Source organism: Sorangium sp. So ce1014 (genome assembly GCF_051521505.1).
Lineage (GTDB): Bacteria > Myxococcota_A > Polyangia > Polyangiales > Polyangiaceae > Sorangium.
Window position 1 is genome coordinate 2,361,289 of record NZ_CP150356.1, and the last position, 21,593, is coordinate 2,382,881.

At 72.3% G+C, this 21,593-nt stretch carries 21 protein-coding genes, 1 tRNA gene and 1 pseudogene; 14 read left to right on the forward strand and 9 right to left on the reverse strand.

Annotated elements, in window-relative coordinates; all coding sequences use genetic code 11:
• Positions 1-148: 148 nt before the first annotated feature.
• A pseudogene (locus tag WME75_RS09035) lies at positions 149-295 on the forward strand (FmdB family zinc ribbon protein); the annotation flags it as partial.
• A gap of 26 nt (positions 296-321) precedes the next feature.
• Here the strand turns inward: WME75_RS09035 and WME75_RS09040 are convergent.
• Positions 322-528: a hypothetical protein gene (locus WME75_RS09040; RefSeq protein WP_437495109.1), complete on the reverse strand. Its 207-nt coding sequence runs from the start codon at positions 526-528 to the stop codon at positions 322-324.
• Positions 529-658: 130 nt separating this feature from the next.
• Between WME75_RS09040 and WME75_RS09045 the strand changes: the two genes are divergently transcribed.
• A complete protein-coding gene (locus WME75_RS09045) occupies positions 659-1,753 on the forward strand; it encodes a bifunctional chorismate mutase/prephenate dehydratase (RefSeq protein WP_437488578.1) in 1,095 nt (364 codons plus the stop codon).
• Positions 1,753-2,790 (forward strand): hypothetical protein, encoded by a 1,038-nt coding sequence (locus WME75_RS09050; RefSeq protein ID WP_437488580.1) that lies wholly within the window; start codon positions 1,753-1,755, stop codon positions 2,788-2,790. The genes WME75_RS09045 and WME75_RS09050 overlap by 1 nt, the downstream gene beginning before the upstream one ends.
• Before the next feature lie 23 nt (positions 2,791-2,813).
• On the opposite strand, the gene WME75_RS09055 is transcribed toward WME75_RS09050, so the two are convergent.
• Entirely contained in the window at positions 2,814-5,528 is a 2,715-nt protein-coding gene (locus WME75_RS09055; RefSeq protein WP_437488583.1) for an ATP-dependent RNA helicase, read from the reverse strand.
• 89 nt (positions 5,529-5,617) lie between these two features.
• On the opposite strand from WME75_RS09055, the gene WME75_RS09060 reads away from it, so the two are divergent.
• Positions 5,618-7,216: an amidase gene (locus WME75_RS09060; protein ID WP_437488586.1), complete on the forward strand. Its 1,599-nt coding sequence runs from the start codon at positions 5,618-5,620 to the stop codon at positions 7,214-7,216.
• Positions 7,217-7,368: 152 nt separating this feature from the next.
• Here WME75_RS09060 and WME75_RS09065 read toward each other — a convergent pair.
• From WME75_RS09065 to rpsU, 3 genes are all read right to left on the reverse strand, one after another.
• Positions 7,369-7,443: transfer RNA gene (locus WME75_RS09065), tRNA-Pro, on the reverse strand.
• A gap of 169 nt (positions 7,444-7,612) precedes the next feature.
• Positions 7,613-8,836: a glycosyltransferase gene (locus WME75_RS09070; protein WP_437488588.1), complete on the reverse strand. Its 1,224-nt coding sequence runs from the start codon at positions 8,834-8,836 to the stop codon at positions 7,613-7,615.
• Positions 8,837-9,042: 206 nt separating this feature from the next.
• Positions 9,043-9,267 (reverse strand): 30S ribosomal protein S21, encoded by a 225-nt coding sequence (rpsU, locus tag WME75_RS09075; RefSeq protein ID WP_012234386.1) that lies wholly within the window; start codon positions 9,265-9,267, stop codon positions 9,043-9,045.
• A gap of 236 nt (positions 9,268-9,503) precedes the next feature.
• Between rpsU and WME75_RS09080 the strand changes: the two genes are divergently transcribed.
• The 7 genes from WME75_RS09080 (at position 9,504) to rpiA (ending at position 14,675) form a co-directional block, all read left to right on the forward strand.
• Positions 9,504-10,187, forward strand: a complete 684-nt coding sequence (locus tag WME75_RS09080) for a Fur family transcriptional regulator (RefSeq protein ID WP_437488591.1) — start codon at positions 9,504-9,506, stop codon at positions 10,185-10,187.
• A gap of 81 nt (positions 10,188-10,268) precedes the next feature.
• Positions 10,269-10,697 (forward strand): rubrerythrin family protein, encoded by a 429-nt coding sequence (locus WME75_RS09085; protein WP_437488593.1) that lies wholly within the window; start codon positions 10,269-10,271, stop codon positions 10,695-10,697.
• A 154-nt stretch (positions 10,698-10,851) separates the two neighbouring features.
• On the forward strand, positions 10,852-12,228 hold the full coding sequence (locus WME75_RS09090) for a hypothetical protein (RefSeq protein WP_437488596.1): 1,377 nt from the start codon (positions 10,852-10,854) through the stop codon (positions 12,226-12,228).
• 59 nt (positions 12,229-12,287) lie between these two features.
• Positions 12,288-12,866, forward strand: a complete 579-nt coding sequence (locus WME75_RS09095) for a DUF3501 family protein (RefSeq protein WP_437488599.1) — start codon at positions 12,288-12,290, stop codon at positions 12,864-12,866.
• A gap of 5 nt (positions 12,867-12,871) precedes the next feature.
• Positions 12,872-13,315: an acyl-CoA thioesterase gene (locus WME75_RS09100; RefSeq protein ID WP_437488602.1), complete on the forward strand. Its 444-nt coding sequence runs from the start codon at positions 12,872-12,874 to the stop codon at positions 13,313-13,315.
• Positions 13,312-13,950 (forward strand): phospholipase D family protein, encoded by a 639-nt coding sequence (locus WME75_RS09105; protein ID WP_437488605.1) that lies wholly within the window; start codon positions 13,312-13,314, stop codon positions 13,948-13,950. The genes WME75_RS09100 and WME75_RS09105 overlap by 4 nt, the downstream gene beginning before the upstream one ends.
• A 26-nt stretch (positions 13,951-13,976) precedes the next feature.
• Complete coding sequence (rpiA, locus tag WME75_RS09110) at positions 13,977-14,675, forward strand: ribose-5-phosphate isomerase RpiA (protein ID WP_437488608.1); 699 nt, start codon at positions 13,977-13,979, stop codon at positions 14,673-14,675.
• Positions 14,676-14,684: 9 nt separating this feature from the next.
• Here the strand turns inward: rpiA and argH are convergent, their stop codons facing one another.
• Positions 14,685-15,977, reverse strand: coding sequence for an argininosuccinate lyase (gene argH / locus WME75_RS09115; RefSeq protein ID WP_437488610.1), 1,293 nt, complete (start codon positions 15,975-15,977; stop codon positions 14,685-14,687).
• Entirely contained in the window at positions 15,978-16,937 is a 960-nt protein-coding gene (locus WME75_RS09120) for a hypothetical protein (protein ID WP_437488613.1), read from the reverse strand.
• Positions 16,938-17,097: 160 nt separating this feature from the next.
• On the opposite strand from WME75_RS09120, the gene fni reads away from it, so the two are divergent.
• The 3 genes from fni to WME75_RS09135 all read left to right on the forward strand — a co-directional run bounded on the left by fni (position 17,098) and on the right by WME75_RS09135 (position 19,626).
• Positions 17,098-18,177, forward strand: coding sequence for a type 2 isopentenyl-diphosphate Delta-isomerase (gene fni / locus WME75_RS09125; RefSeq protein ID WP_437488615.1), 1,080 nt, complete (start codon positions 17,098-17,100; stop codon positions 18,175-18,177).
• Positions 18,178-18,400: 223 nt separating this feature from the next.
• The gene (locus tag WME75_RS09130; protein WP_437488618.1) at positions 18,401-19,246 is read left to right on the forward strand and encodes a GAF domain-containing protein; all 846 of its coding nucleotides are present in this window, start codon (positions 18,401-18,403) and stop codon (positions 19,244-19,246) included.
• Positions 19,247-19,248: 2 nt separating this feature from the next.
• On the forward strand, positions 19,249-19,626 hold the full coding sequence (locus tag WME75_RS09135) for a response regulator (protein WP_012234398.1): 378 nt from the start codon (positions 19,249-19,251) through the stop codon (positions 19,624-19,626).
• Positions 19,627-19,744: 118 nt separating this feature from the next.
• Here WME75_RS09135 and WME75_RS09140 read toward each other — a convergent pair whose 3' ends face one another.
• Both WME75_RS09140 and WME75_RS09145 read right to left on the reverse strand, forming a co-directional pair.
• Positions 19,745-20,677 (reverse strand): diguanylate cyclase, encoded by a 933-nt coding sequence (locus WME75_RS09140; RefSeq protein WP_437488621.1) that lies wholly within the window; start codon positions 20,675-20,677, stop codon positions 19,745-19,747.
• A 146-nt stretch (positions 20,678-20,823) separates the two neighbouring features.
• Positions 20,824-21,552: a metallophosphoesterase family protein gene (locus WME75_RS09145; protein ID WP_437488624.1), complete on the reverse strand. Its 729-nt coding sequence runs from the start codon at positions 21,550-21,552 to the stop codon at positions 20,824-20,826.
• Positions 21,553-21,593: the final 41 nt, after the last annotated feature.

The following is a 21,593-nucleotide window of genomic DNA, read 5'->3' on the forward strand; positions in this document are numbered from 1 at the left end:
GTCTTGCCCAGCTCAGGGCGTGACGGCGGGGCGGCGCGTGTGCGGTTCGATGACTGTGTCGGAAACGCAACGGCCGCTCTTGGCAGTCGCCTTGACAGGTTGCTAACATGGCCATATCCCTCGCGTTGTTCCGAGGAGTAGAAACGCCATGCCCACTTACGAGTACGCCTGCACATCTTGCGCGCATGAATGGGAGGCCGAGCAGTCCATCAAGGAGGCGGCGCTCTCCGATTGCCCGTCGTGCCACAACGCGACCGCCCGGCGGCAGATTTCGCGCGGCACGGGCTTCATTCTCAAGGGCAGCGGCTGGTACTCCGACCTCTATGCCTCGGGCTCGAACAAGCCGCCCGCGAAGTCGGAGAGCGACACGGGCAGCTCCTCGGGATCTGCGGGGACGGGCTCCGACGCCGGCTCGGGCAGCTCCTCGGCGACGAGCGACAGCACCAAGTCGGCGACGAGCGACAGCACCAAGAGCGACACCGGCGCCTCGTCCGGCTCCAGTTCCGGTTCCGGCTCCGGTTCCGCCACCGCGGCGGCCTGACGCCACCCCGGCGATCCGCGGCGAGGTGTGGCCAGCCGTGCGCGGCGTGGTGCCGTGGAGCTGCGCCCGGAGCGCTGCGTGTCCACGTGCGCCGGGGGCGGTGCTAGGGTGGCCAGGATGGATGAGAGAAAGCGACTTGAGGAGCTCCGCCGGCAGCTCACAGAGCTGGATCAAGAAATCCTACGAAGCGTCGAGCGCCGGGCGCGCATCGCGCACGAGCTTGCCAAGCTGAGGACGGGCACGGCCCGGTTCGCCCCCACGGCCGACGCCGCCCACATCCAGGCGCTCGAGCGCGCCGTGACGCCGCCGTTCCCGCAGCGCGCGGTGCGGCGGATCTTCGTCGCCATCGACGCGGCCTCGCGCGCCTTCGAGGTCGCGCCCCGGGTCGCGTACCTGGGCGCCGAGGGCGACTATGGCTGGACCGCGGCGCACGATCACTTCGGGGTCAGCGGCGAGTTCGTCCGCGCGGACAGCCCCATCGCCTCCATCGAGGAGGTCGCGCGCTCGCGCGCGGACTTCGCCGTGGTCCCGTACGAGTCGTTCAAGGAGGGGCCCATCTTCCCGACCATCCAGGCGATCGGCGGCGCCGATCTCAAGGTGGTCGGCGAGCGCCAGCTGGTGCAGGCGCTCGACCTGGTGAACCGGACTGGCAACCTCGCCGACGTCGAGCGGGTGTACGCCTCGCCGCAGGACCACGTGGCCTGCGTGAACTACCTCGAGCTCCAGCACCCGCGCGCGCTGGTGCTCGACGTCCGGTGCCCGGAGGCCGCCTGGGATCTCGCGGCCGAGGCCGAGGGCAGCGCCGCCATCGTCCCCCGCGGCTTCTCCGGCGCGCAGGAGCTCCGGGTCGCCCGCGAGAACGTCGGCGACGAGGGGGAGCTCCGGATCCGCTACGCGGTGCTGTCGCGGCTCCCCGCGCCGCGCTCGGGCCACGACGCCACGGCGCTCCTCTTCAGCGTCCACGACCGCCCCGGCGGGCTCCACGACATCCTCCAGCACTTCAAGGAGCGGAGCTGCAACCTCCGCCGGGTCCACTCCCGCCCCGTCCCCGGCGAGGGCTGGGACTACGTCTTCTACGTCGAGGTCAGCGGCCACACGACCGATCGCGCGCTCGTCGCGGCGCTCGAGGGCGTGAAGCGCGAGACCAAGATGCTGAAGATCATCGGCTCCTTCCCGCTGGAGCGCCCCGACCCGCCGCACGAGCGACCTTGATGACGAACACGAGGGTGCGGACGCTGCTGCATTCCCTGGGCGCCGCCGCTCTGCGCCGCGCCGCGGTCGTTCTCGCGATCGCCGCGTCCGCCGTCCCGGCGCTCGCCGGGTGCGGGGGCGCGGACGACAGCCTCGCGCTGGTCGGCGGAGAGAAGATCGACGCGACGGCGATCGATCGGGATCCCCTGGCCGTCCTGCCGAGCGGCGTGGTGATGCTCGGCTACCTCGACGCGGCGGCGATGTTCACCTCCGGCCTGGGGGGCGAGGTCAACCAGCTCATCACGAGCCTGCTCCCGCTGGGCCCGGAGTCGAACTTCGTCCCGGCGCGCGACATCGTGAAGATCTACGGCGGCCTCTACGCGATGCAGGGCGCGGACTTCTGCGCCGTCATGCAGGGGAACTTCGACGTCGACGCGATCCGCCGCTCCGCTGACGCCAGGACGGTCACCGTCATCGGCGCGCCGCTCGTGAAGACGCGCTACGCGGACAACGATCTCTTCACGGCCGGCAACGTCGGGTTCGTCGTGCTCACGCCGCACACGATCCTCACCGGCAACGAGACCGGGTTGCGGCGGGCCCTCGACCGGCTCCGCTTCAGCAAGCTGCAGCGCTCCGTGCCCTCGTGGATGGTCGAGCTGCTCGGCACGAAGAGCGCGTCGTTCGCCTTGGCCGGCGACCTCTCCAGCCAGCCTGCGGTCGCGTCGGCGGCAGGCCAGCTCCCGTTCCTCGCGGGCCTCCAGTACGTGCGCGTCATCGGCAACTTCCAGCCGCCCGGGGTCAACTTCGCCGGCGCCCTCACGTACACGGACCCGCAGAGCGCGGCGAACGGCGCCGTCGCGCTCCGCAACCTCGAGCAGATCGCCAGGATCGCGAGCCTGCTCTCGTCGTGGGGCTTCGGCTACGGCTCGGTCCCCCCGATGCAGGTCGCGCAGCGCGAGAGCGACGTCGGGTTCACGCTGCCCCTCGGCGAGGGGATCGTGCGCATGCTCCTCCGCACGGCCGCCGAGACGGCGAGGACCGCGGCGCTCGTGCGCTGATTCACGCCTGATTCACGCCTGATTCACGTCTTGCGGTGCGGCGCGCGCGACGGCGGCGCGGCGTGCGCCGGGTCGTCCGGCCACGCGTGCTTCGGGTAGCGGCGGCGGAGCTCCTTGGCGATGGCCGGGTAATGGCGCGCCCAGAACCCCGAGAGATCGGTCGTGACCTGCACGGGGCGCTGGTTCGGCGCGCAGAGGTGCAGCACAACGGGCACCCGTCCGCCGGCGACGCGCGGCCCCTCCGCCATGCCGAAGAAGTCCTGTAGCCGCGACGCGAGCGACGGCGGCGCGCCCGCCACGTACTCGAGGCGCGCCCGCCGGCCGCCGGGCAGGACGATCGACTCGGGGGCGAGCTCGGCGAGCGCCCGCGCCTTCGCGGGGCTCAGCGAGGCGTGCACGGCGCCTGCGAGGTCCGCGTCGCGGAGCTCTGCGAAGCTCCTGCGCCCTTCGCAGAGCGCCTCGAGCGCGGCGAGCACCGCCTCCTCGCCCACGTCGGGCAGCCCGGCGTCCGGGCAGTGCGCGCGCACGAACGCGACCCGCAGGAGCCAGCCCGCGAGCGCGTCGCCCTTCACGAACGCTCGCCACCCCTTCGCCCTCGCCTGCGCGGCGAGCTCCCGCGCCGCCGCCTCCGAGAGCGGGCCGCCCGCGCCCGCGGCCGGCCGCGCCTCGTCGAGCACGAGGCCGTCGTACGAGAGCCGGCGCACGACCTCGACGCGCTCCGCGGCCGCGTTCCACGTCGCCTCCGTCGTGTCCCGGATCGCGTCGGTGAAGAGGTCGAGCAGCCAGTCGGCCTCGATCGCGCTCGCCGCCCGGACGACCGCGCGCGCCGAGCGCCCCTCGCTGCGCTCCTCGATGTCGACCGCGACGACAAGGTCGACATCGTCGATCACGCTCGCCTCGGAGAGCGCGGCCGTCCCGCCGGCGGCGAGCACGACCTCGCGCCCGCTCCGCCCCGAAGCGTTGGCCGGGCGGCGGAGGCGCCCCACCCGGTCGGGGTAGCCGGAGAGGATCGCGATGCGCTGCGCGATCTCGCGCGCCTCCAGCGTCTCCGGGGGCGCCGCGCTCCGGTGGTCGGCGAGCCGCGAGAGCTGCTTGCGCGTCCGCTCGACCGCCAGCGTGCGCGCCGGATCGACGCCCAGCCACCGCAGGCGGTCGGCGGCGAAGCGCGCGCGGTCCGCCTCCTCGAAGGTCTGGAGCGCGGCGAGCAGATCGGAGCTGTGCCGCGCGTCGCTCCTCCGCGCGCGGCCCTCGCGTGGGCCTGCGGGCGCGCCGAGGTCGCGCTCCGCGACGAGCGCCGCGAGGGTGCACCCGTCGTCGGCGACGCCGCGCCGCTCGGCCTCGACGATCATCCGCGCCTGCCGCGGGTGCGCCGGGAAGCGCAGCATTCGCCGGCCGGTCGGGGTCATGCGCCGCCCCTCGTCGAGCGCGCCGAGCCGCACGAGCAGCGCCTCGGCCGCGGCGAGCCCGGCAGCAGGCGGCGCCTCCAGCCACCCGAACCCCTCGAGATCCGTGACGCCCGCGGCGCAGAGATCGAGCACCGTCTCCGCGAGATCGAGCCGGCGGATCTCGGGCGCCTCGTGCTCCGGCCGCGCGGCGAGGTCTCCGCGCGTGTAGAGCCGGAGGCAGCGGCCGGGCCGCGTCCGACCGGCGCGCCCCGCTCGTTGCGCCGCGGAGGCGCGGGCGATGGGCGCGACGCGGAGCGTCGGCAGCCCCGACCAGGGCGCGTACGCGGCCACGCGCGCGAGGCCGCTGTCGACGACCGCCACGACGCCATCGATGGTCACGGAGGTCTCGGCCACGTTGGTCGAGAGGATGATCTTGCGCCGGTCCGCGGGGCGCACCGCGCGGTCCTGCTCCGCCGGCGACAGCGAGCCGTGCAGCGGCAGGAGCAGCAGATCCTCGCTCTTCGCGAGGGGCGCGCACGCCTCCATCGACCGGCGGATCTCCGCGGAGCCTGGCAGGAACACCAGCACGTCGCCGTCGAGCCCCTCCTCGATGAGCTGACGCACCGACGAGGCGACCAGGCTCTCGAGCGTCCTGTCGCCCCAGTGGGCCGGAGCGCGGCGGTCGCCCGCGGCGTGGGCCGACGTGCTCGCGCGGGCGACCGGCAGGTGCTCGATCGCGACGTCGAACATCCGCCCCTCGGCGCGCAGGGTCGCGCAGCGGGGGGCCTCGGCCGGCGGCGCGCCGTGGGCGTCGCCGGCCCCGGCCGCCGGGGCCTCGGGCGCGCCGAGGAACGCCGCGATCGGCCCGGCGTCGAGCGTCGCGGACATCACGATGAGGCGGAGATCGGGCCGCGCGCCGCGCTGCAGCCGCCGGAGCAGCGCCAGCGCGACGTCGCCCGCGAGGTGCCGCTCGTGGAACTCGTCGAGCACCACGGCGCTGACGCCCCGGAGCTCGCGATCGACCAGGAGCCGCCGCGTCAGCACGCCCTCGGTCACGAAGCGGATCCGCGTCGCCGGGCCGGCGGCCTCTTCGAAGCGCATCGTGTAGCCCACGGTCTCGCCCACGCGCTCGCCGAGCTCTTCGGCCACGCGCCGCGCCGAGAGGCGCGCGGCCAGCCGCCGCGGTTCGAGCACCAGGATCTCGCCGCGCTCCGCGAAGCCGGCGTCGAGCAGCGCGCGCGGCACGCGCGTCGTCTTGCCTGCGCCGGGCGGCGCCTCGAGCACCACGCTCGGGCGCGCGCGCAGGGTGGAGCAGAGATCGGGGAGGATCGGATCGATCGGCAGCGGTTGCATGGCTCCGGCGCTTCCCCCGCGAACGGCGCGGGGCCCCGGAGCCTAGCAACCCTTCGAGCGCGCGGACCTGTGATACTCGTCGATTCACCGTGAGCGCGACCGATCCGACCCGCCTCTCCGCGACCGCGCTCTCCTCGCTCCTGGCCGCGCGCGAGGTCAGCTCCGAGGAGGTCACGCGGGCGCACCTCTCGCGCATCGAGGCGCTCGAGCCGCGGCTCCGCGCGTTCACTCAGGTGCTCCACGACGAGGCGCTCGCGGCCGCGCGCGGGCTCGACGGCGAGCGCCGTCGCGGGGAGAACCGCGGCCCGCTCCACGGGCTCCCGATCACCGTGAAGGAGTCGCTCGACATGGCCGGCATGGCCTCCACGCTCGGCGTCGCGTCCCGCAGGGGCCACCGGGCCGCCGGCGACGCGGGCGTCACCGCGCTGCTCCGCCGCGCGGGGGCCGTGATCCTCGGGCGCACGAACGTCTCGCAGCTGCTCCTGTACAACGAGACGCGCAACCCGCTCTTCGGCCAGACGGCGAACCCGTGGAGCCTCGATCACAGCCCGGGCGGCTCGTCCGGCGGCGAGGCCACCGCCGTCGCAGCGGGGATGTCGCCGCTCGGCATCGGCACGGACATCGGCGGCAGCATCCGCGTCCCCGCGCATTGCTGCGGGATCGTCGGCATGAAGCCCACGCTCGACCGCTGGACCAACCTGGGGAGCAACTCGGCGCTGCTCGGGCAGGAGGCGATCCGCTCGCAGGTCGGGCCGATGGCGAGGAGCGCGCGCGACATCGCGCTCGTCATGTCCGAGCTCGACCCCGCGACCATGGCCGAGCTGGACGTGCGCGTGCCGCCCTTCCCGTTCACCGAGCCGGCGAGCGTCGAGGTGGCGCGGCTGCGCGTCGGGTTCTACTGCGATGACGGGCTCGTCCCCTCCTCGTCCGCCGTCGCCCGCGCCGTCGTGAAGGCCGCGTCGGCCCTGCGCGCGCGGGGCGCCACGGTGGTGCCGTTCACGCCGCCCGGCATCCCCGACGCGGTCTACGGGTACTTCGCCGCGCTCTCGGCGGACGGCGGCGCGACGGCGCTGTCGCTCCTCCAGGGCGGCGAGCTGGGCGGCGACGCGGGCGACATCGACGTCTCGCTCCGCTCGCTCCGCACGATGGCGTCGCTCCCGCCGTTCGCGCGTCGCGCCGCCGCGCGCGTCGCCGGGCTCGCGGGCGAGCGGCGGCTCCAGCGTCTCCTCGAGGTCACGGGGCCGAAGTCCGTCGCCGAGCTCTGGCGCGCCACGCACGCGCTTCGCGAGGCGCGCGCCGCGATCGCGTCGGCGATGCGCGCCGAGTCGCTCGATCTGTTGCTCTGCCCGCCGTACGCCACGCCGGCGCTGCCGCACGCCGCGTCGCGCGACTTCGTCCTCGCGGGCAGCTCCGCGATGCTCTGGAACCTCACGCAGTTCCCGGCCGGCGTCGTCCCGGTGACCCGCGTGCGCGGAGGCGAGGCGCGCCGCGCGCGGCCGCGCGACCGGCTGGAGAAGCGGGCCGCCGAGGTCGATGCGAAGAGCGAGGGGCTGCCCGTCGGGGTGCAGGTGGTCGGCTTCCCCTTCAGCGACCACGTGGTGCTGGCGGCCATGATCAGCATCGAGGACGAGCTCGCCGGCGAGCCGGATCGGCCCGTCACGCCCGTCTCACCGCCTCCGCTCGCCTGACGATGCGTGAGCCCCCGGGTGCCGGGCGACGTGAGCGATCCCGGGACGCGATGACGGGGCCATGCCGCCGCTGCCCGGCGCTCCACGGTCGACAAGCAATTGAGCCCTACAAAGCCGAAAGGTCCGCCGGAGAATTTTCTCCGCCGGACCAGTCGGGGCGAGTGGATTCGAACCACCGACCCCTTGACCCCCAGTCAAGTGCGCTAACCAGGCTGCGCTACGCCCCGAGCCACTCCGTCGCCACGTTTCGGTGCGGAGCGAGGCGGACCCTAATCGAAGCCTTGAGAATTGCAAGGGCATCGCGTCGTGGATCGCAGACCCGCTCCGGACGGGGCGTCCGGCGCTGGCCGGAGCCGGGGGCGCGCCGCGGCTTGCTCGGCGAGGAGGCCGCTGCTTTCAGCGCGAACGCGCGGGCGCGCGATCCGAGCGGCGCGGTGGGATGGCGCGGAGCGCGGCTGCGAGGCTCTCTGCCGTGCCTTCCGCCACGAGGATTCCGTCGTCGTCCCTGGCCCACGCGACCACGTCGCCCGCGTCGCACGCGATGACGGGCACGCCGAGCGCGCGCGCCTCGCGGATCACCGTGGGGGCGGCCTCGTGCGATGACGGGTGCAGCAGCACGTCCGCCGCGCCGATCCACGCGAGCGCCTCGCTTCGCGGGAGCGTGCCCGTGAAGCGCACCGCCGCGCTGCCTGCGCTGCCTGCGCTGCCCGCGCTGCCCGCGCTGCCCGCGCTGCCCGCGCTGCCCGCGCTGCCCGCGCTGCCCGCGCTGCCCGCGGCGCTGTCCACGCTGCCGGCGCCGCACGAGCGCGCCGCGGCGGGGGCGCCGCTGCGCGCGATGCGCTCAAGCGCGGCGCGCTCCGGACCGTCGCCGACGATGACGAGCCGCAACCCGGCGTCCGCCGCGCGCGCCGCCTCGATCGCGAGCTCGACCCGCTTCGTCGGGATCAGCCGGCACGCCACGACGGCGAGGCGCTCGCCGGGGCGCCGCACGAGCTCGCTCCGGAGGGCGTCTGCGCGCTCGGCGACGAGCGGCAGATCGATCGCGGGCGGCGCGACGCGCGAGGCGAGGGCGAGCGCGCGCGCCTGCTCCGGAGCGAGCGCGCCCGCGAGCGCGTCGCGCAGCGCGCGCGCGGCGAAGACGAAGCGCGCGTCGCGGCGGAGGAGCGCGCCCACCACCGCCGCGCGCGCGGCGCGCGGCGCGCGGAGCAGGAGCCGCACGTCGGCGCCGTGCGCGTGCACCTCGAGCGGCGCGCGCGGCAGGGCGAGAAGGAGCGGCCACGCGCACGGGACAATCCAGTGCGCTACCGCGCGGTCGACCGGCCCGAGCTGACGGAGTCGAGCGAGCACGGCGGCCGCGAACGGAGCCGCGGAGAGCAGCCGGATCGGCGACTCGCGCGCGCGTGCCACGGCGCCCGGCCACGCGAACAGCGCGCCCCCGCCTGCCCGATGGACCACGAGGGCGCCGTCCCACGAGGGCGGGTCGAGGACCGAGCCCCCGGCGGCGATCACGTGAACCTCGGCGCCGCTGCGCGCGAGCGCCTGCGCCGACGACCGCACGAAGTGGCCCGAAGGATCCTCGTCGCTGATCGGATAGGACGTCGTGACCACGACGGCGCGCATCGAGACCTCAGGGAGCCGGGGCGCGCCACGCGCGTTGCCTCCGCGTCGGCGCCGCATGGACGCGCGCAGCCCGTGTCACATCACGTCGTCGAGGCGGTCGCTGGACAAAATGACAAGACGCAGAGCACGCCGCGGAGGCTTGATTCAAGCGTCCGCGCGCGTCTTCTGCGTCTTGGCCGGTTGCCCTTGCGCGAGGGACGGTCGCGCTAGGCGACCATGTCCATCTTCGACCGCTTCCGGCGGCGGCGAGCGGCCTCGGAGGCCTTCTTCCGCCGCTTCACGGACGGCTTCATGTAGTGCCGGCGCCGCTTCAGCTCGCGGAGGATCCCCTCGGCGGCCATCTTCCTCTTGAGGTGTTTGATGGCGCGCTCGATGCCCTTGTCGCCCACGGCGACCTCGAGCGGTTTGCACTGAATGGCGTCGGTCGGCATGTCTCGAAGCGTCCTCTTTAGCTGGGAAAAAACTTGGCCCAGTTGGCGGGCGAAATGCAAGCCGGCGGGGGCCCGGCAGCGCGGGGCGCGCACTATGGCAGAGGCTTTCTGGCCTCGCAAGAGCCATCCCCCAGGCACGGAGCGCGACGCGGCGGCGCGTCGTCCGCGGTCGAAGCGACAGATCTGCCTGATTCGACCTGGATTTACCAGGCTCATCTGCCGGTGATTGTTAAAACTTGCAACTGATAAACTTTCTAAGTATCACTCTCGCCGTGGCCACCCCGCGAACACCTGCCGTCAAGGGGTCTGCGCCCCGCGAGGGTCGGTGGCGCGCGGGCAGCCTCGAGCGCGAGGGGATCGAGGAGGATGCCCGGGTCGCGTCCATGCTGGCGTGCGTGCGATCCTCGGGGCTCAAGCTGACGCCGCAGCGCCTGGCGATCGTGCGCGAGCTCGCGGCCGATCCGACGCACCCGACCGCGCAGGAGCTGTTCGAGCGGCTCCGGCCGGCGCTGCCGACGATGAGCTTCGCCACCGTCTACAACACGCTGGATGCGCTGGCGTCGGCGGGGCTGTGCGTCGCGCTGTCGCTGTCGCCCGGCGCCTCGCGCTTCGATCCGAACATGGACGCGCACCATCACGCCGTCTGCGACCGCTGCGGGCTCGTCCGTGACGTGCCATGCGAGCCGAGCGAGCTGTTGGCCGAGCGCTCGGACGAGATCGTCCCCGGGCCGCTCACGGCCGCGCCCGGCTTCGAGGTCCGCGCGGTTGAGCGGATCTACCGGGGGCTCTGCGCTGCCTGCGCGAAGGGCAGGCAGGACGAGAGCGCGCACGCAGCGGCGCGCCATGCCGGGCGCAGCGAGGAAAATAATCGACTTCGTCCCGCAGGGGCTCGACGGGCGCGGCGCCCTGAACATGGCTAGCGGAGCCTCCGCGCCGCCGAGCTGACCTGCGGGCACCAGGGATCCATTGTCCCAGCCGTTCAACCAAGGAGAGCGAACACCATGACCACCAAGCAGCTTACGGGCACGAAGACGCACCAGAACCTGAAGGACGCGTTCGCCGGGGAGTCGCAGGCCAACCGCCGCTACCTGTACTTCGCAAAGGTCGCCGACGTCGAAGGTCGCCCCGATGTCGCGGGCCTCTTCAAGGACACGGCGGACGGCGAGACGGGCCACGCGCACGGCCACCTCGACTACCTCCGGCAGGCCGGCGACCCGGCGACCGGTCTGCCGATCGGCAACACGGAGAAGAACCTGAAGGCCGCCGTCGCCGGCGAGACCCACGAGTACGAGACGATGTACCCGGGCTTCGCCAAGGAGGCCCGCACCGAGGGCTTCGACGACATCGCCGAGTGGTTCGAGACGCTCGCCAAGGCCGAGAAGTCTCACGCCGGGCGCTTCCAGAAGGCGCTGCAGTCGCTCGACTTCTGAGCTCGACCCATGAGAGAGCGCGAGCGCCCCGGATCGCGCCGAGCCGTCGGCGGCTCGACCCGGGGCGCATGCGCCGTCGCCGTCCGGTGCCGCGCCACGCGGCGAGCGGCCCCATCGTCTCGTATTTCCAGAGGATGTTGAGAGGAACCGACCCGTGAGCGTCATTCGGCGTGCACCAGACCGTCCACCGGCGACATCGCCGAACGACGAGCGATACCTCGATCCCCGCGACCTCGAGGCAGAGCTGCGGCGGACCTTCCAGATCTGTCACGAGTGCCGCATGTGCGTCGGGTACTGCGGCTCGTTCCCCGAGCTCTTCGCCCGCGTCGACAGGGACATCGACTCCGGCGTCGCCGAGGGCGCCGAGGCACTCGCCTACGACGACTTCAAGGCCATCGGCGACGAGTGCTGGCAGTGCAAGCTCTGCTACATCAAGTGCCCGTACACCGCTGACGAGCACGCCTACGAGCTCCTGGATTTCCCGCGCGTGCTCGCGCGCGAGCGCGCGGTGCGCGCCCAGCGGGAGGGCATCCCGCTGGTGGACCGGATCCTCGGCGAGCCGCAGCTGATCGGCGCGCTGGGCTCCGGCCCGGCGGCGCCGCTGGCGAACCTCGTGCAGGCGAGCCGCCTGCTGCGCAAGGTGCAGGAGAAGGTGACCGGGATCTCGTCGGAGTTCCCGCTCCCGGAGATGGCACGCAAGCCGTTCTCGTCGTGGTTCGTGGAGCACAGCGCCGCGCCGGACGCCGGCAAGCAAGGCGCCGTGGTGCTCTTCGCGACCTGCTACGGCGAGTACAACACGCCCGGTGTCCCCGAGGCAGCGGTCCGCGTCCTCGAGCACAACGGCTACGCGGTGCACGTGCCCGGCTGCACCTCCGCGGACGATCCCCAGGACGCCCCGGCGGGCGCGCTGACGTGCTGCGGGATGCCGAACCTCGACGGCGGCGATCTCGAGGCCTTCACCGCGAAGGTGAAGCAGAACGTCGAGCTCCTGCTCCCGCACGTCCGCATGGGCAGGAAGATCGTCGTGGTCGGCCCGACGTGCGGCTACACGATGAAGAAGGAGTGGCCGGAGTACCTGCAGACGGCAGAGGCGCGCGAGGTCGCGGCCGCGACGCTCGACATGATGGAGTTCCTGGTCCAGCTCGGGCGCGAGAAGAAGCTCAACCGCGAGTTCAAGAAGGGGCTCGGCACGATCGCGTACCACGCCGCGTGCCACCTGCGCGCCCAGAAGATCGGCTTCCCGGGCGCCAGGGTGCTCGGCGTCGTGCCCGACACCGAGGTGCGCGTCATCGAGCAGTGCTCGGCCGTGGACGGCACGTGGGGGATGAAGGCGGCCCACTACGAGACCGGCCGCAAGTACGCATCGAAGCTCGTGCGCGGCGTCGCGGACGCGGACGTCATCGTCAGCGACTGCACCCTCGCCGGTCTCAGGATGGTCAAGGAGAACGGCGCGCAGGTGCTGCACCCGGTCGAGGCGCTCGCCCACGCGTACGGGCTCGGACCGACGCCGTATCTCGGTCCGAAGTCGTGAAGGAGACGTACGGGAGACGTACGGGAGACGTGAACGAGACGTCGAAGAGAGGAGCCGTCATGCGTCCCATCGATCGCAACGAGGTGCTCGGGATCGGCGAATACGAGGCGATCCGGGAGCGATTCCGCAGCCGCATCATCGAGGAGAAGCGGCCCCGCCGCGTGCGGATCGGAGATCACATGACCGCGGTGTTCGAGAACCGCGACTCCGTGCTCTTCCAGATCCAGGAGATGCTCCGCACCGAGCGCATCACGAGCGAGAGCGGCATCCTCCACGAGATCGCGACGTACAACGATCTCATCCCGGGGGAGGGGCAGCTCAGCCTGACGCTCTTCGTCGAGATCCCGGACCGGGCGCTGCGCGATCAGATGCTCGTCGATCTGGTCGGGCTAGAGGACACGGTGTCGCTCGAGGTCGACGGCATCGCCGCGCGGGCGCGCGGCAAGCGCGAGGAGGCCATCCTGGAGGACCGCACGACGGCGGTGCACTACCTCAAGGTGGATCTCCCGGCCGAGGCGCAGGCCGGGATCAAGGCAAAGAAGGCGACGGTGTCGCTCGCGATCGCGCACCCGCGCTACGCGGTGAAGGCGCCGCTCGGGAGAGCGACCCTGGAGAAGCTCGCCGAGGATCTCTCCTAGCCGCGATGGTCTCGCTCGAGCGCCCGATCAAGTTCGAGGACGTCGACGCCGCGAACATCGTCTTCTTCGCGCGCTTCCTCAACTACGCGCACGAGGCGATGGAGCGCTTCTTCGCGCCGCTCGAGGGAGGCTACGCCGGGCTCATCCTCCAGCGGCGGATCGGGCTGCCGGCGGTGCGGGTCGAGGCCGACTACGCGGCGCCGGTGCGTTACGGCGAGACGCTCCGCATCGAGACGTCGGTCGTCCGCATCGGCAGGCGGAGCGCCACGCTCCGGTACCGCATGGTCCGCACCCACGACGGTGTTCTTGCGGCCGAGCTCCGGCACACGGTGGTCACCACCGACCTGGTACAGCTGGCGTCGGTCCCGATGCCGGAGGACGTCCGGGCCCTGCTCAGCGCCCACCTCGAGATCGAGCAGGCGCCTGCCGGCGCCGGTCAACGGGTGTGAGCGCGCGGCCGGCGCGCCCGCGCGCCCGCGCGCGCACCGGAGAGGTGACGCCGCGGACCCAGCTCAAGCGGCGGGTCGAGCTGACGCTCCTCCGCGACAGGGCGCACTACGACGCGCTCGTGATGGGCGCCGTCGCGAACGCCCGCGTCTCGGTGTGGATCGCGACGGCCAACGTGAAGGAGCTGCGCGTCGAGGCGCCCATCGGATCGAGGGCGCGGGCGCGCGGCCGGTACATGTCCTTCCTCGACCTGCTCGACGCGCTCGCCGCCCGCGGGGTCGAGCTGCGCCTGCTGCACGCCGGCGTCCCGTCGCGCGCCTTCCGCGCCGAGCTCCGCCGCCGGCCCCGGTCGCCGATCGCGATGCGGCGCTGCCCGCGCGTCCACCTGAAGATGATCGCCGTCGACGGCGCGCTCCTGTACCTCGGCTCCGCGAACCTCACCGGCGCAGGGCTCGGGGCGAAGGGCGAGGGGCGGAGGAACTTCGAGGCGGGCGTGCTCACGGACGACGACCTCCTGCTCGACGAGATGCAGGCGACGTTCGAGGCGATCTGGACGGGCGCCGAGTGCAAAGGCTGTCGGCTCCGGCCCCTCTGCCCGGGGCCGCTCGACGAGCTCGACAAAATCCCGTTGCGCTGACGGCCTTGATGACCGATGAGCAGCCCATGAGCACCGCGGGACCGGACCCCTCCGACCTCGATCGAATCGCCGTCGCCGCGCTCGCGCGCGTGGACAGCGGGATGCTGCTCGGGCTCGGCACCGGGCGCGCGGCCGAGGCCTTCCTCCGCCGCCTCGGCGAGCGCGTCCGCGGCGGCCTCCAGATCCGGGGTGTCGCCACGTCGGAGCGCTCGGCGGCGCTCGCCCGCCGCGAGAACATCCCGATGGTGCCGTTCGACGAGGTCGAGCGCCTCGACGTCGCCGTGGACGGCGCCGACGAGGTGGCGCCCGATCTCGGGCTCATCAAGGGCCTCGGCGGCGCGCTCCTCCGCGAGCGCGTGGTGGCCTACGAGGCCGCGGAGTTCATCATCCTCGTGACCCCCGAGAAGCTCGTCGAGAAGCTCGGCTCACGCGTGCCCATCCCGGTCGAGGTCGTGCCCTTCGCCAGCACGTCGGCCGCGCGGCACCTGACCGCGCTCGGGGGCAAGCCGGCGATCCGCAAGAACGCGGACGGGTACCCCTTGCAGACCGACAACCACAACTGGATCCTCGACACCGCGTTCGGCCCGATGGACGCGCCCGCTGCGGTCGACGCCCGCATCCGCAAGATCCCCGGTGTCGTCGACACCGGGCTCTTCCTCGACATGGCCACCCTCGTCTTGGTGGCAGACACAGGCGCGGTCCGCGAGCTCCGCAAGCGCCGCTAAAGCGACCGCCTAGCGCGCCTGCCGCTCCAGCCTGCGGGCCAGGTCGTCGAGCGCGAGGTTGCCTGGGGCGCCGAGCGACACGCGCGCGCGGAGACTCGCCGCGGCGTCGCCGGCGGGGAGCGACGCGATCTCGGCCGCGACACTCCGGTAGGCCTCGCGGAACGGGATGCCCTGCACGGCGAGCTCGACGGCTCGATCTGTCGCGAAGCACTCGGGCGTGATCGCGCGGGCCATGCGCTCGCGGTCGAACGCGAGCCCCTCGACGAGCCGCGGCAAGAGGCGCGAGGTCGCGAGCGCCTCGTCGAGGCCGCGCATCGTGGGGCCCTTCGTGAGCTGCAGATCGCGGTGGTAGCCGGACGGGAGCGCCACGAGGGACTGCACCTCGGCGAGCGCCCCCTGCACGACGGAGCAGGCCGCGCGCATGAGCTCGACGACGTCCGGGTTGCGCTTCTGCGGCATGATCGAGGAGCCGGTGGTGAACGCCTCCGGGAGCCGGATGAACGCGAGCTCGCTCATCGCGAACAGGCTGAGATCCCACGCGAGCCGGCGGATCACGGCGACGACCTGCCACGCGGCCGCGAGGATCTGCGCCTCGATGATGCCGCGCGACGTCTGGGAGGCCAGCGGGTTCAATGCCACGCCGGCGAACCCGAGCTCGCGCGCGACGCCGGCGCGATCGAGCGGCAGGTTCACGCCGAAGCCGGCGGCGCCGCCGAGCGGGCAGCGGTCGACGAGCGCCCGCGTCGCGCGGATGACATCGACCGCGTCGGTGAGCCCCTCGACGAAGGAAGCGGCCCAGTAGCCGACGGACGACGGCACCGCCCGCTGCAGGTGCGTGTAGCCGGGCATCGGCGTCTCCGCCTCGCGCCGGGCGAGATCGAGCAGCGCGCGGGCGCCGGCCGTCGCTTGCTCGGCGAGCTCGTCCAGGGCGTCACGCTCGTAGAGGCGCATCGCGACGAGCACCTGGTCGTTGCGGCTCCGGCCGGTGTGCACCTTCTTGCCCGCGTCGCCGATGCGGGCGACCAGCGCGGCCTCGATCGCGCTGTGACCGTCCTCGTCGTCCTCGGTGAGCCGCAGCTCGCCGGCCTCGTTCTGCGCTGCGAGCACCTCGAGCTCGCGGACGAGCGCGTCCCGCTCCGTCTCGCTGAGCACGCCGATCCGCGCGAGCCCGCGGACGTGCGCGATCGTGGCCCGCAGGTCGTAGGCGAGCAGGCGCTGATCGAGCTGCCAGTCGTCGCGCGAGGTGTAACGCAGCATTTGGGCGTCGGTCGCGCCCCCTTTGTCCCAGAGTCGTACGCTCATTCAGCTCCCCAGGCTCTCGTCCACGAGAGCACGGATCTCCGCAAGCTTCTTGGCCTTGCCCTCATCCAGCGATCGCGTCTTCGCCGCGCCGGCCGCGAGCTCTCGCTCGAGCTCGCGCAGGTCGTCGTCCGCCGTCGGCGCCGGCCGGCGCTTGCCGAAGCCGAGCGCGCGGGCCAGCCAGCTCCTCGACTCGCCGATCGCGTAGTCGTCCGCGGCGATACGATCCGGGGCGGAGCGCAGCATGCGGACGAGCGCGATGTTGGAGCTGGCCCAGACCGCCGACTCGTCGAAGTGGGCGCGCGGCGTCACGTCGAGGTGCCGCGCGGCGGTCCGGTCGGGCACGTCGTGCAGCCGGCAGTGAATGGCGAGCGCGAGCGCGAGCTCGTCGACCGGCATCTTGGTCGCCGAGTGCACCTGCACGCCGCCGCAGCCCTTCGCGTACAGGTACGAGCCGTTCGTCGCGAGCACGCCGAAGCCGAGCAGCACGGCGGCGAGATCGACGGCGGGCTCGCGGTCCGGCGGCACGAGCGCGTCGAACGTGCCGGCCTCGCTCAGGAACATGAACGACACCGCGCGCACGAACGCCGTCGTGAGCACCGTCGGGTTGCGGAGCTCGCCCGCGGAGACGGCGACCCGGTAGCCGCCGTCATCGCGCCGGGCCACCCGCTCGAGCTTCGTCTCCAGCGCCATCCCGCCGCAGGCACCGCTCGAGCAGCTCACGGTGCTGGCCTGCCCCTCCGGGCTGACCACCGCGAGCTCCACCGGGAGATCCTGGAGCCCGGCGTGCTCCTGCACCCGCAGCATCAGGGCGGCCACCGTCTTGGGGGAGCCGTCGTACGGATCGGGGAAGAACTCGGCCGTCGGTTGCACCAGCCCCCGCACCGGCTCTGCGCCGTGCTGGAGGAGCGTGGAGGTCGTGCGAAGGATCCAGCGGATCTGGGATTCGTCCGGGAGGTCCATGTGGCTAGTTTATGCCACGGCCGCCCGCCGGTCGCGCGGTAGGTGAAAGGGGAGGGGGGGCGGACGCCGGCGCGGGCCTCGGGGCGCGATTTTTGGCGATTTTTTGTCCATGCCACTTCCTTTTCGACGGCGGTCAGCGACCGCGTAAAGTTGTGCCCCCATGACGGAAGAGGCGAACGACATCTCCGAGAGGAAAGCCGACCACATCGAGCTCTGCGCGACGGGTGATGTCGGATTCCGGGCCAAGACCACGCTTCTGGAACAGGTCGAGCTGATCCACGACGCGCTGCCGGAGCTCTCCCTCGACGCGATCGACACCTCGGTGCTGCTGCTCGGCAAGCGGCTCCGCGCTCCGCTCCTGATCGCGGCCATGACCGGCGGGACGGAGCGCGCGCAGGCGATCAACCGGGAGCTGTCGCAGATCGCGGAGGAGCGCGGGTACGGCTTTGGCCTCGGGAGTCAGCGGGCGATGCTGAACGGCGACGCCTCCGCCTCGTACGAGGTCCGCGAGCACGCCCCGACGACGCTCGTCCTCGGGAACATCGGCGCCGTGCAGGCGCGGTCGCTGTCGACGGAGGCGGTCGCCGAGCTCGTGGCCCAGGTCGGCGCCGACGCGCTCTGCGTCCACATGAACCCCGCGATGGAGCTGGTCCAGCCGGGCGGCGACCGCGATTTCACCGGCGCGCTGGAGGCGATGAGCCGGCTGGCGAATGGACTCAGCGTGCCGGTCGTCGCGAAGGAGACCGGCTGCGGGATCGGCCCCGGAACCGCGTACCGCCTGGTCAAGGCGGGCGTCCGCAACCTGGACGTCTCCGGCGCCGGAGGAACATCGTGGGTCGCGGTCGAGACGGCGCGCGCCAGCGGCGCAGCCCGCTCCCTCGGCGAGGCGCTGCGCGAGTGGGGCGTCCCGACGGCCGCGTCGGTGCTCATCGCCCGCACCATCCGTCCTCGCTTCAAGACGATCATCGCGACCGGGGGCATCACGAGCGGCCTTGACATCGCTCGGGCGCTCGCGCTCGGCGCGCATGCGGCCGGGATCGCTCGTCCGGTGCTCCAGGCCTTCGTCTCGGGAGGACGGGACGCCGCGGTGCGGTACCTCGAGGGCATCGAGGCGGAGCTCCGGGCGGTCATGCTGCTCGTCGGGGCGCGCGACGTCGCGTCGCTCCGGAAGACTCCTGCGCTGCTCGGGCGGGAGCTGCGCCAGTGGACCAAGTTGCTGAAGCAGATGGAGAAGGCGTAGTCGTGGAGGCGGGGGTGGCCGGGCCGGGAAGGCGGGGGTCCGGTCCCCGAGGTAGGGCGAGCGCGCCCGAGTCGACATCGTTGACCGCGGCCGGGGCCGCGAGGCGCCGGGCGCTCGCCCCCTCGGCGGCGGGTCCGGGCGGCGCCGGCGGCCCGCGCTCGACGCTTCCGTCCGGTCAGCCCCGCATGATACGGTCCGAAGCTCTGGAGAACCCCGGGATAAAATGACGGAGAAAAAAGGGCGTCCGAGCGATCGTCCCCCCGAGGACCTGAAGAAGGAGCGTGATGCCTTCATTCAGCAGTTCTTCCGCAAGGGGGCGCAGCTGACCGAGGAGCTCCTCCGCGAGAACGAGCGCCTTCGTGACAAGATCACCGAGCTCGAATCGGAGAACGGCAAGCTGCGCGCGCACCTCGCGAGCGACTCGGCCATCCGTGACCTGCTCCGCAAGATCGAGGAGCTCGAGCAGGAGAAGCGCGACCTCGTGACGCAGTCGGTGCGGATGGTGGCGGCCTCGGACCGCTTCAACAGCCGCTACTCGGAGGCGGAGGGGGAGCTCGCGAACCTCGCGAACCTGTACGTCGCCCTCTCGCAGCTGCACGCGGCGCGCAACGTGCGCCATGTCCTCCGCAACCTGAAGGAGCTCCTGGCGCAGTTCCTCGGGGCGGGCGCCTTCTCCGTGTACCTGGCGTCTCCTGATGGTAAGGAGCTCGTCTCGATCGCGAGCGAAGGTGTGGCCGTCGAGGAGATTGTGCGCATGCCGGTGACCGAAGGCATCGCAGGCCAGGCATTCTCGAAGGGGGAAATCTTCTTCGACGAGGCCAAGGACGTCTCCAAGGGGAGCATCGAGGAGCCGGCGGCAGTGATCCCGCTCGACTTCAACGGGCGCACCGTGGGTGTCATCGCGATCTTCAGCACGCTCCCGCAAAAGACGGAGTTCGTGAACGTGGACACCGAGCTCTTCAAGCTCCTCGGGGCCCAGGCCGCCCCCGCCCTCATCAACGCGCGGCTCTTCACCGACGCCGGCCGGAAGGTGCCCGGCGTCCAGGCATTCCTGGACCTGGAGGACTGATCATGGCCGAGTACTCGTGTCTGATCGTTGAAGACTCGCCCATGATGCGGCAGCTCTTGGTCTTCGCGCTGGCGCGCGTGAAGAACCTCCGCGTCACCGAGGCGGACGATGGCGTCGACGGTCTCCGCAAGCTCGCCTCGACCAAGTACGACGTGATCATCACCGACATCAACATGCCGATCATGGACGGGCTCAAGCTCGTCAAGCGCGTGCGCACCGATCCGGTCCACAAGGACACCCCGATCATCATCATCACCACCGAGGGGTCTCAGGAGGATCGCCAGCGCGCGCTGCAGCTCGGCGCGAACGCGTACATCACGAAGCCCATCCAGGCGCCGCAGGTCATCGCCAAGGTCAAGGAGCTCCTCAAGATCGATTGAGGCCCGCGCCGGCCCTGCGCCGCCAGCCGGGGCCACGGCGCTCTCGCGGCCGGTCAGGCGGCCCGGGCAGCGCGGCGCGGCCTCGACGGCCGGCGTCGCCGCGAGCCCCGCGCCAGGCTCAGGGCTTCGGGCCGAACTTCAGGAGCACGCGGTTGCGGCCGGTGCGCTTCGCCTCGTAGAGCGCCTCGTCAGCCGCGGCGATGAGCTCCGCGCCGCTCTGCACCGGGACCACGGGGTGCGCCGCGACGCCGACGCTGATCGTCGTCGGCACGCGGACGCCCTCGTGCTCGAAGAGCGACCCCTCGATGAGGAGGCGCAGCCGCTCGCCGAGGATGCCCGCGTTCTCCAGCGTCACGCCGCGGCACAGGATGCCGAACTCCTCACCGCCGTAGCGCGCGAACACGTCCTCGGTCCGCACCGTGTTGCTCGCGATCTTGGCGATCCTCGCAAGGACGTAGTCGCCGGCGAGGTGCCCGAAGGTGTCGTTGATCCTCTTGAAATGATCGACGTCGAACATGAGCAGCGACAGGTGCGCGCTGTGCCGCCGCGCATACGAGACCTCGCTCTCCAGCCGGTCCAGGAAGTACTTCTTGTTGAACGCCTTCGTGAGCGCGTCGCGCAGCGCGGCGTCGTACATCTGCTGCTGAAACGACTCGTCCAGGTGGTCGTGGTAGGTGAACTTGAGGATCGTCGTCGAGCCCAGGCGGATCTTGTCGCCGTCGTGCAGGGCGAGGCGCGTCACGTGCTCGCCGTTCACCAGCGTCCCGTTGGAGCTGTTGAGGTCCTCGATGAGCACCTGGCTGTCCATCTGGAGGAGGCGGGCGTGGCGCCGCGAGATGCCGTCGTCGTTCAGCCGGATCGTCGTCCCCGCGGCCCGGCCGATCACGATCTCGGCGCCCTCGACCCGGTACATCTCGCCGACGTTCGAGCCGGCGAGCACGATGAGGTAGGCGCGATCCTTCGGCGAGCGCGCCGGGAGCTCCTTCTGGAGTTCCCCAACGTTGGCCACCCGCGTGGCCTCGAAGTCATCGTCGGGGGAGTAGTTGCCCATGCTCCCTGAGGATGATCCTAAATCCTTGATATAGGTTCAAGCGGGAGGGCATGGCACAGACGATGTTCCTTGCCTGGTAGGATGCGCGACGAGCTCCGCCCGCGTTTCCAGCGTCTCGCGCGCGGCGCTCCCGCTCACCGGAGCGCTCAGGCAGCCCTGCCGAGCGGCACCACGAGCTGCTCGACCCAGAGCTCGCCCGCCCGGAGCTCGACGAACGTCGCATCGGCGTGCCCGGCCCCGTAGGAGACGGCCCCGCTGCGCACAAGCTCGCCGGCAGGACGCGCTCCGCCGCGCATCCGGTCGACGTCGCTCCGCACCGAGCACGGCGCCTCACCCACCGAGCCGACGTTGATGATGCGCACGCCGCCCACCATCCGGTCGAACGGGACGTGGGAGCCACCACAAATCACGACATCCGCCGGGTCGTCGCCGAGGAGGGAGAGCACCTCCTCGTCCGTCATGTCGTGCGAGATCGGCTCCAGCGGATCCGCAGGGGAGCCGTGGACAAGGACGAGCTCGCCGCCGTCCTCGAGCGGCAGGCGGTGCGTCGGGGCGAGCCGCGCCAGCCGCGCAAGGATCAGCTCGCCCAGCTCGGTGCGCGTCTGGGCCAGACGATCGAGCCGCGCCCGCTCGTGCTCGCTTCGCGGCCTGACCTTGTCGATGTCCAGCGTCGCCAGGGCGCGATCCGATACGCCCTGTACGCAAACCGCCTTGGCCTGCGTCAGCCGGCGCCACGTCTCGAGCGGCTTCGGACCGGGAAAGCAGAGATCTCCGGCGACCAGGAGCTGGGTGTAACCTCGGCGCTCGGCGGTGGCCAGGACCGCCGCGAGCGCGTCGGCGTGGCCGTGGATATCCGAAACGCAGAGCAATCGCACCCGGCGAGCATAGGATCTGAGAGCGACGCCGCCAAGGCGCG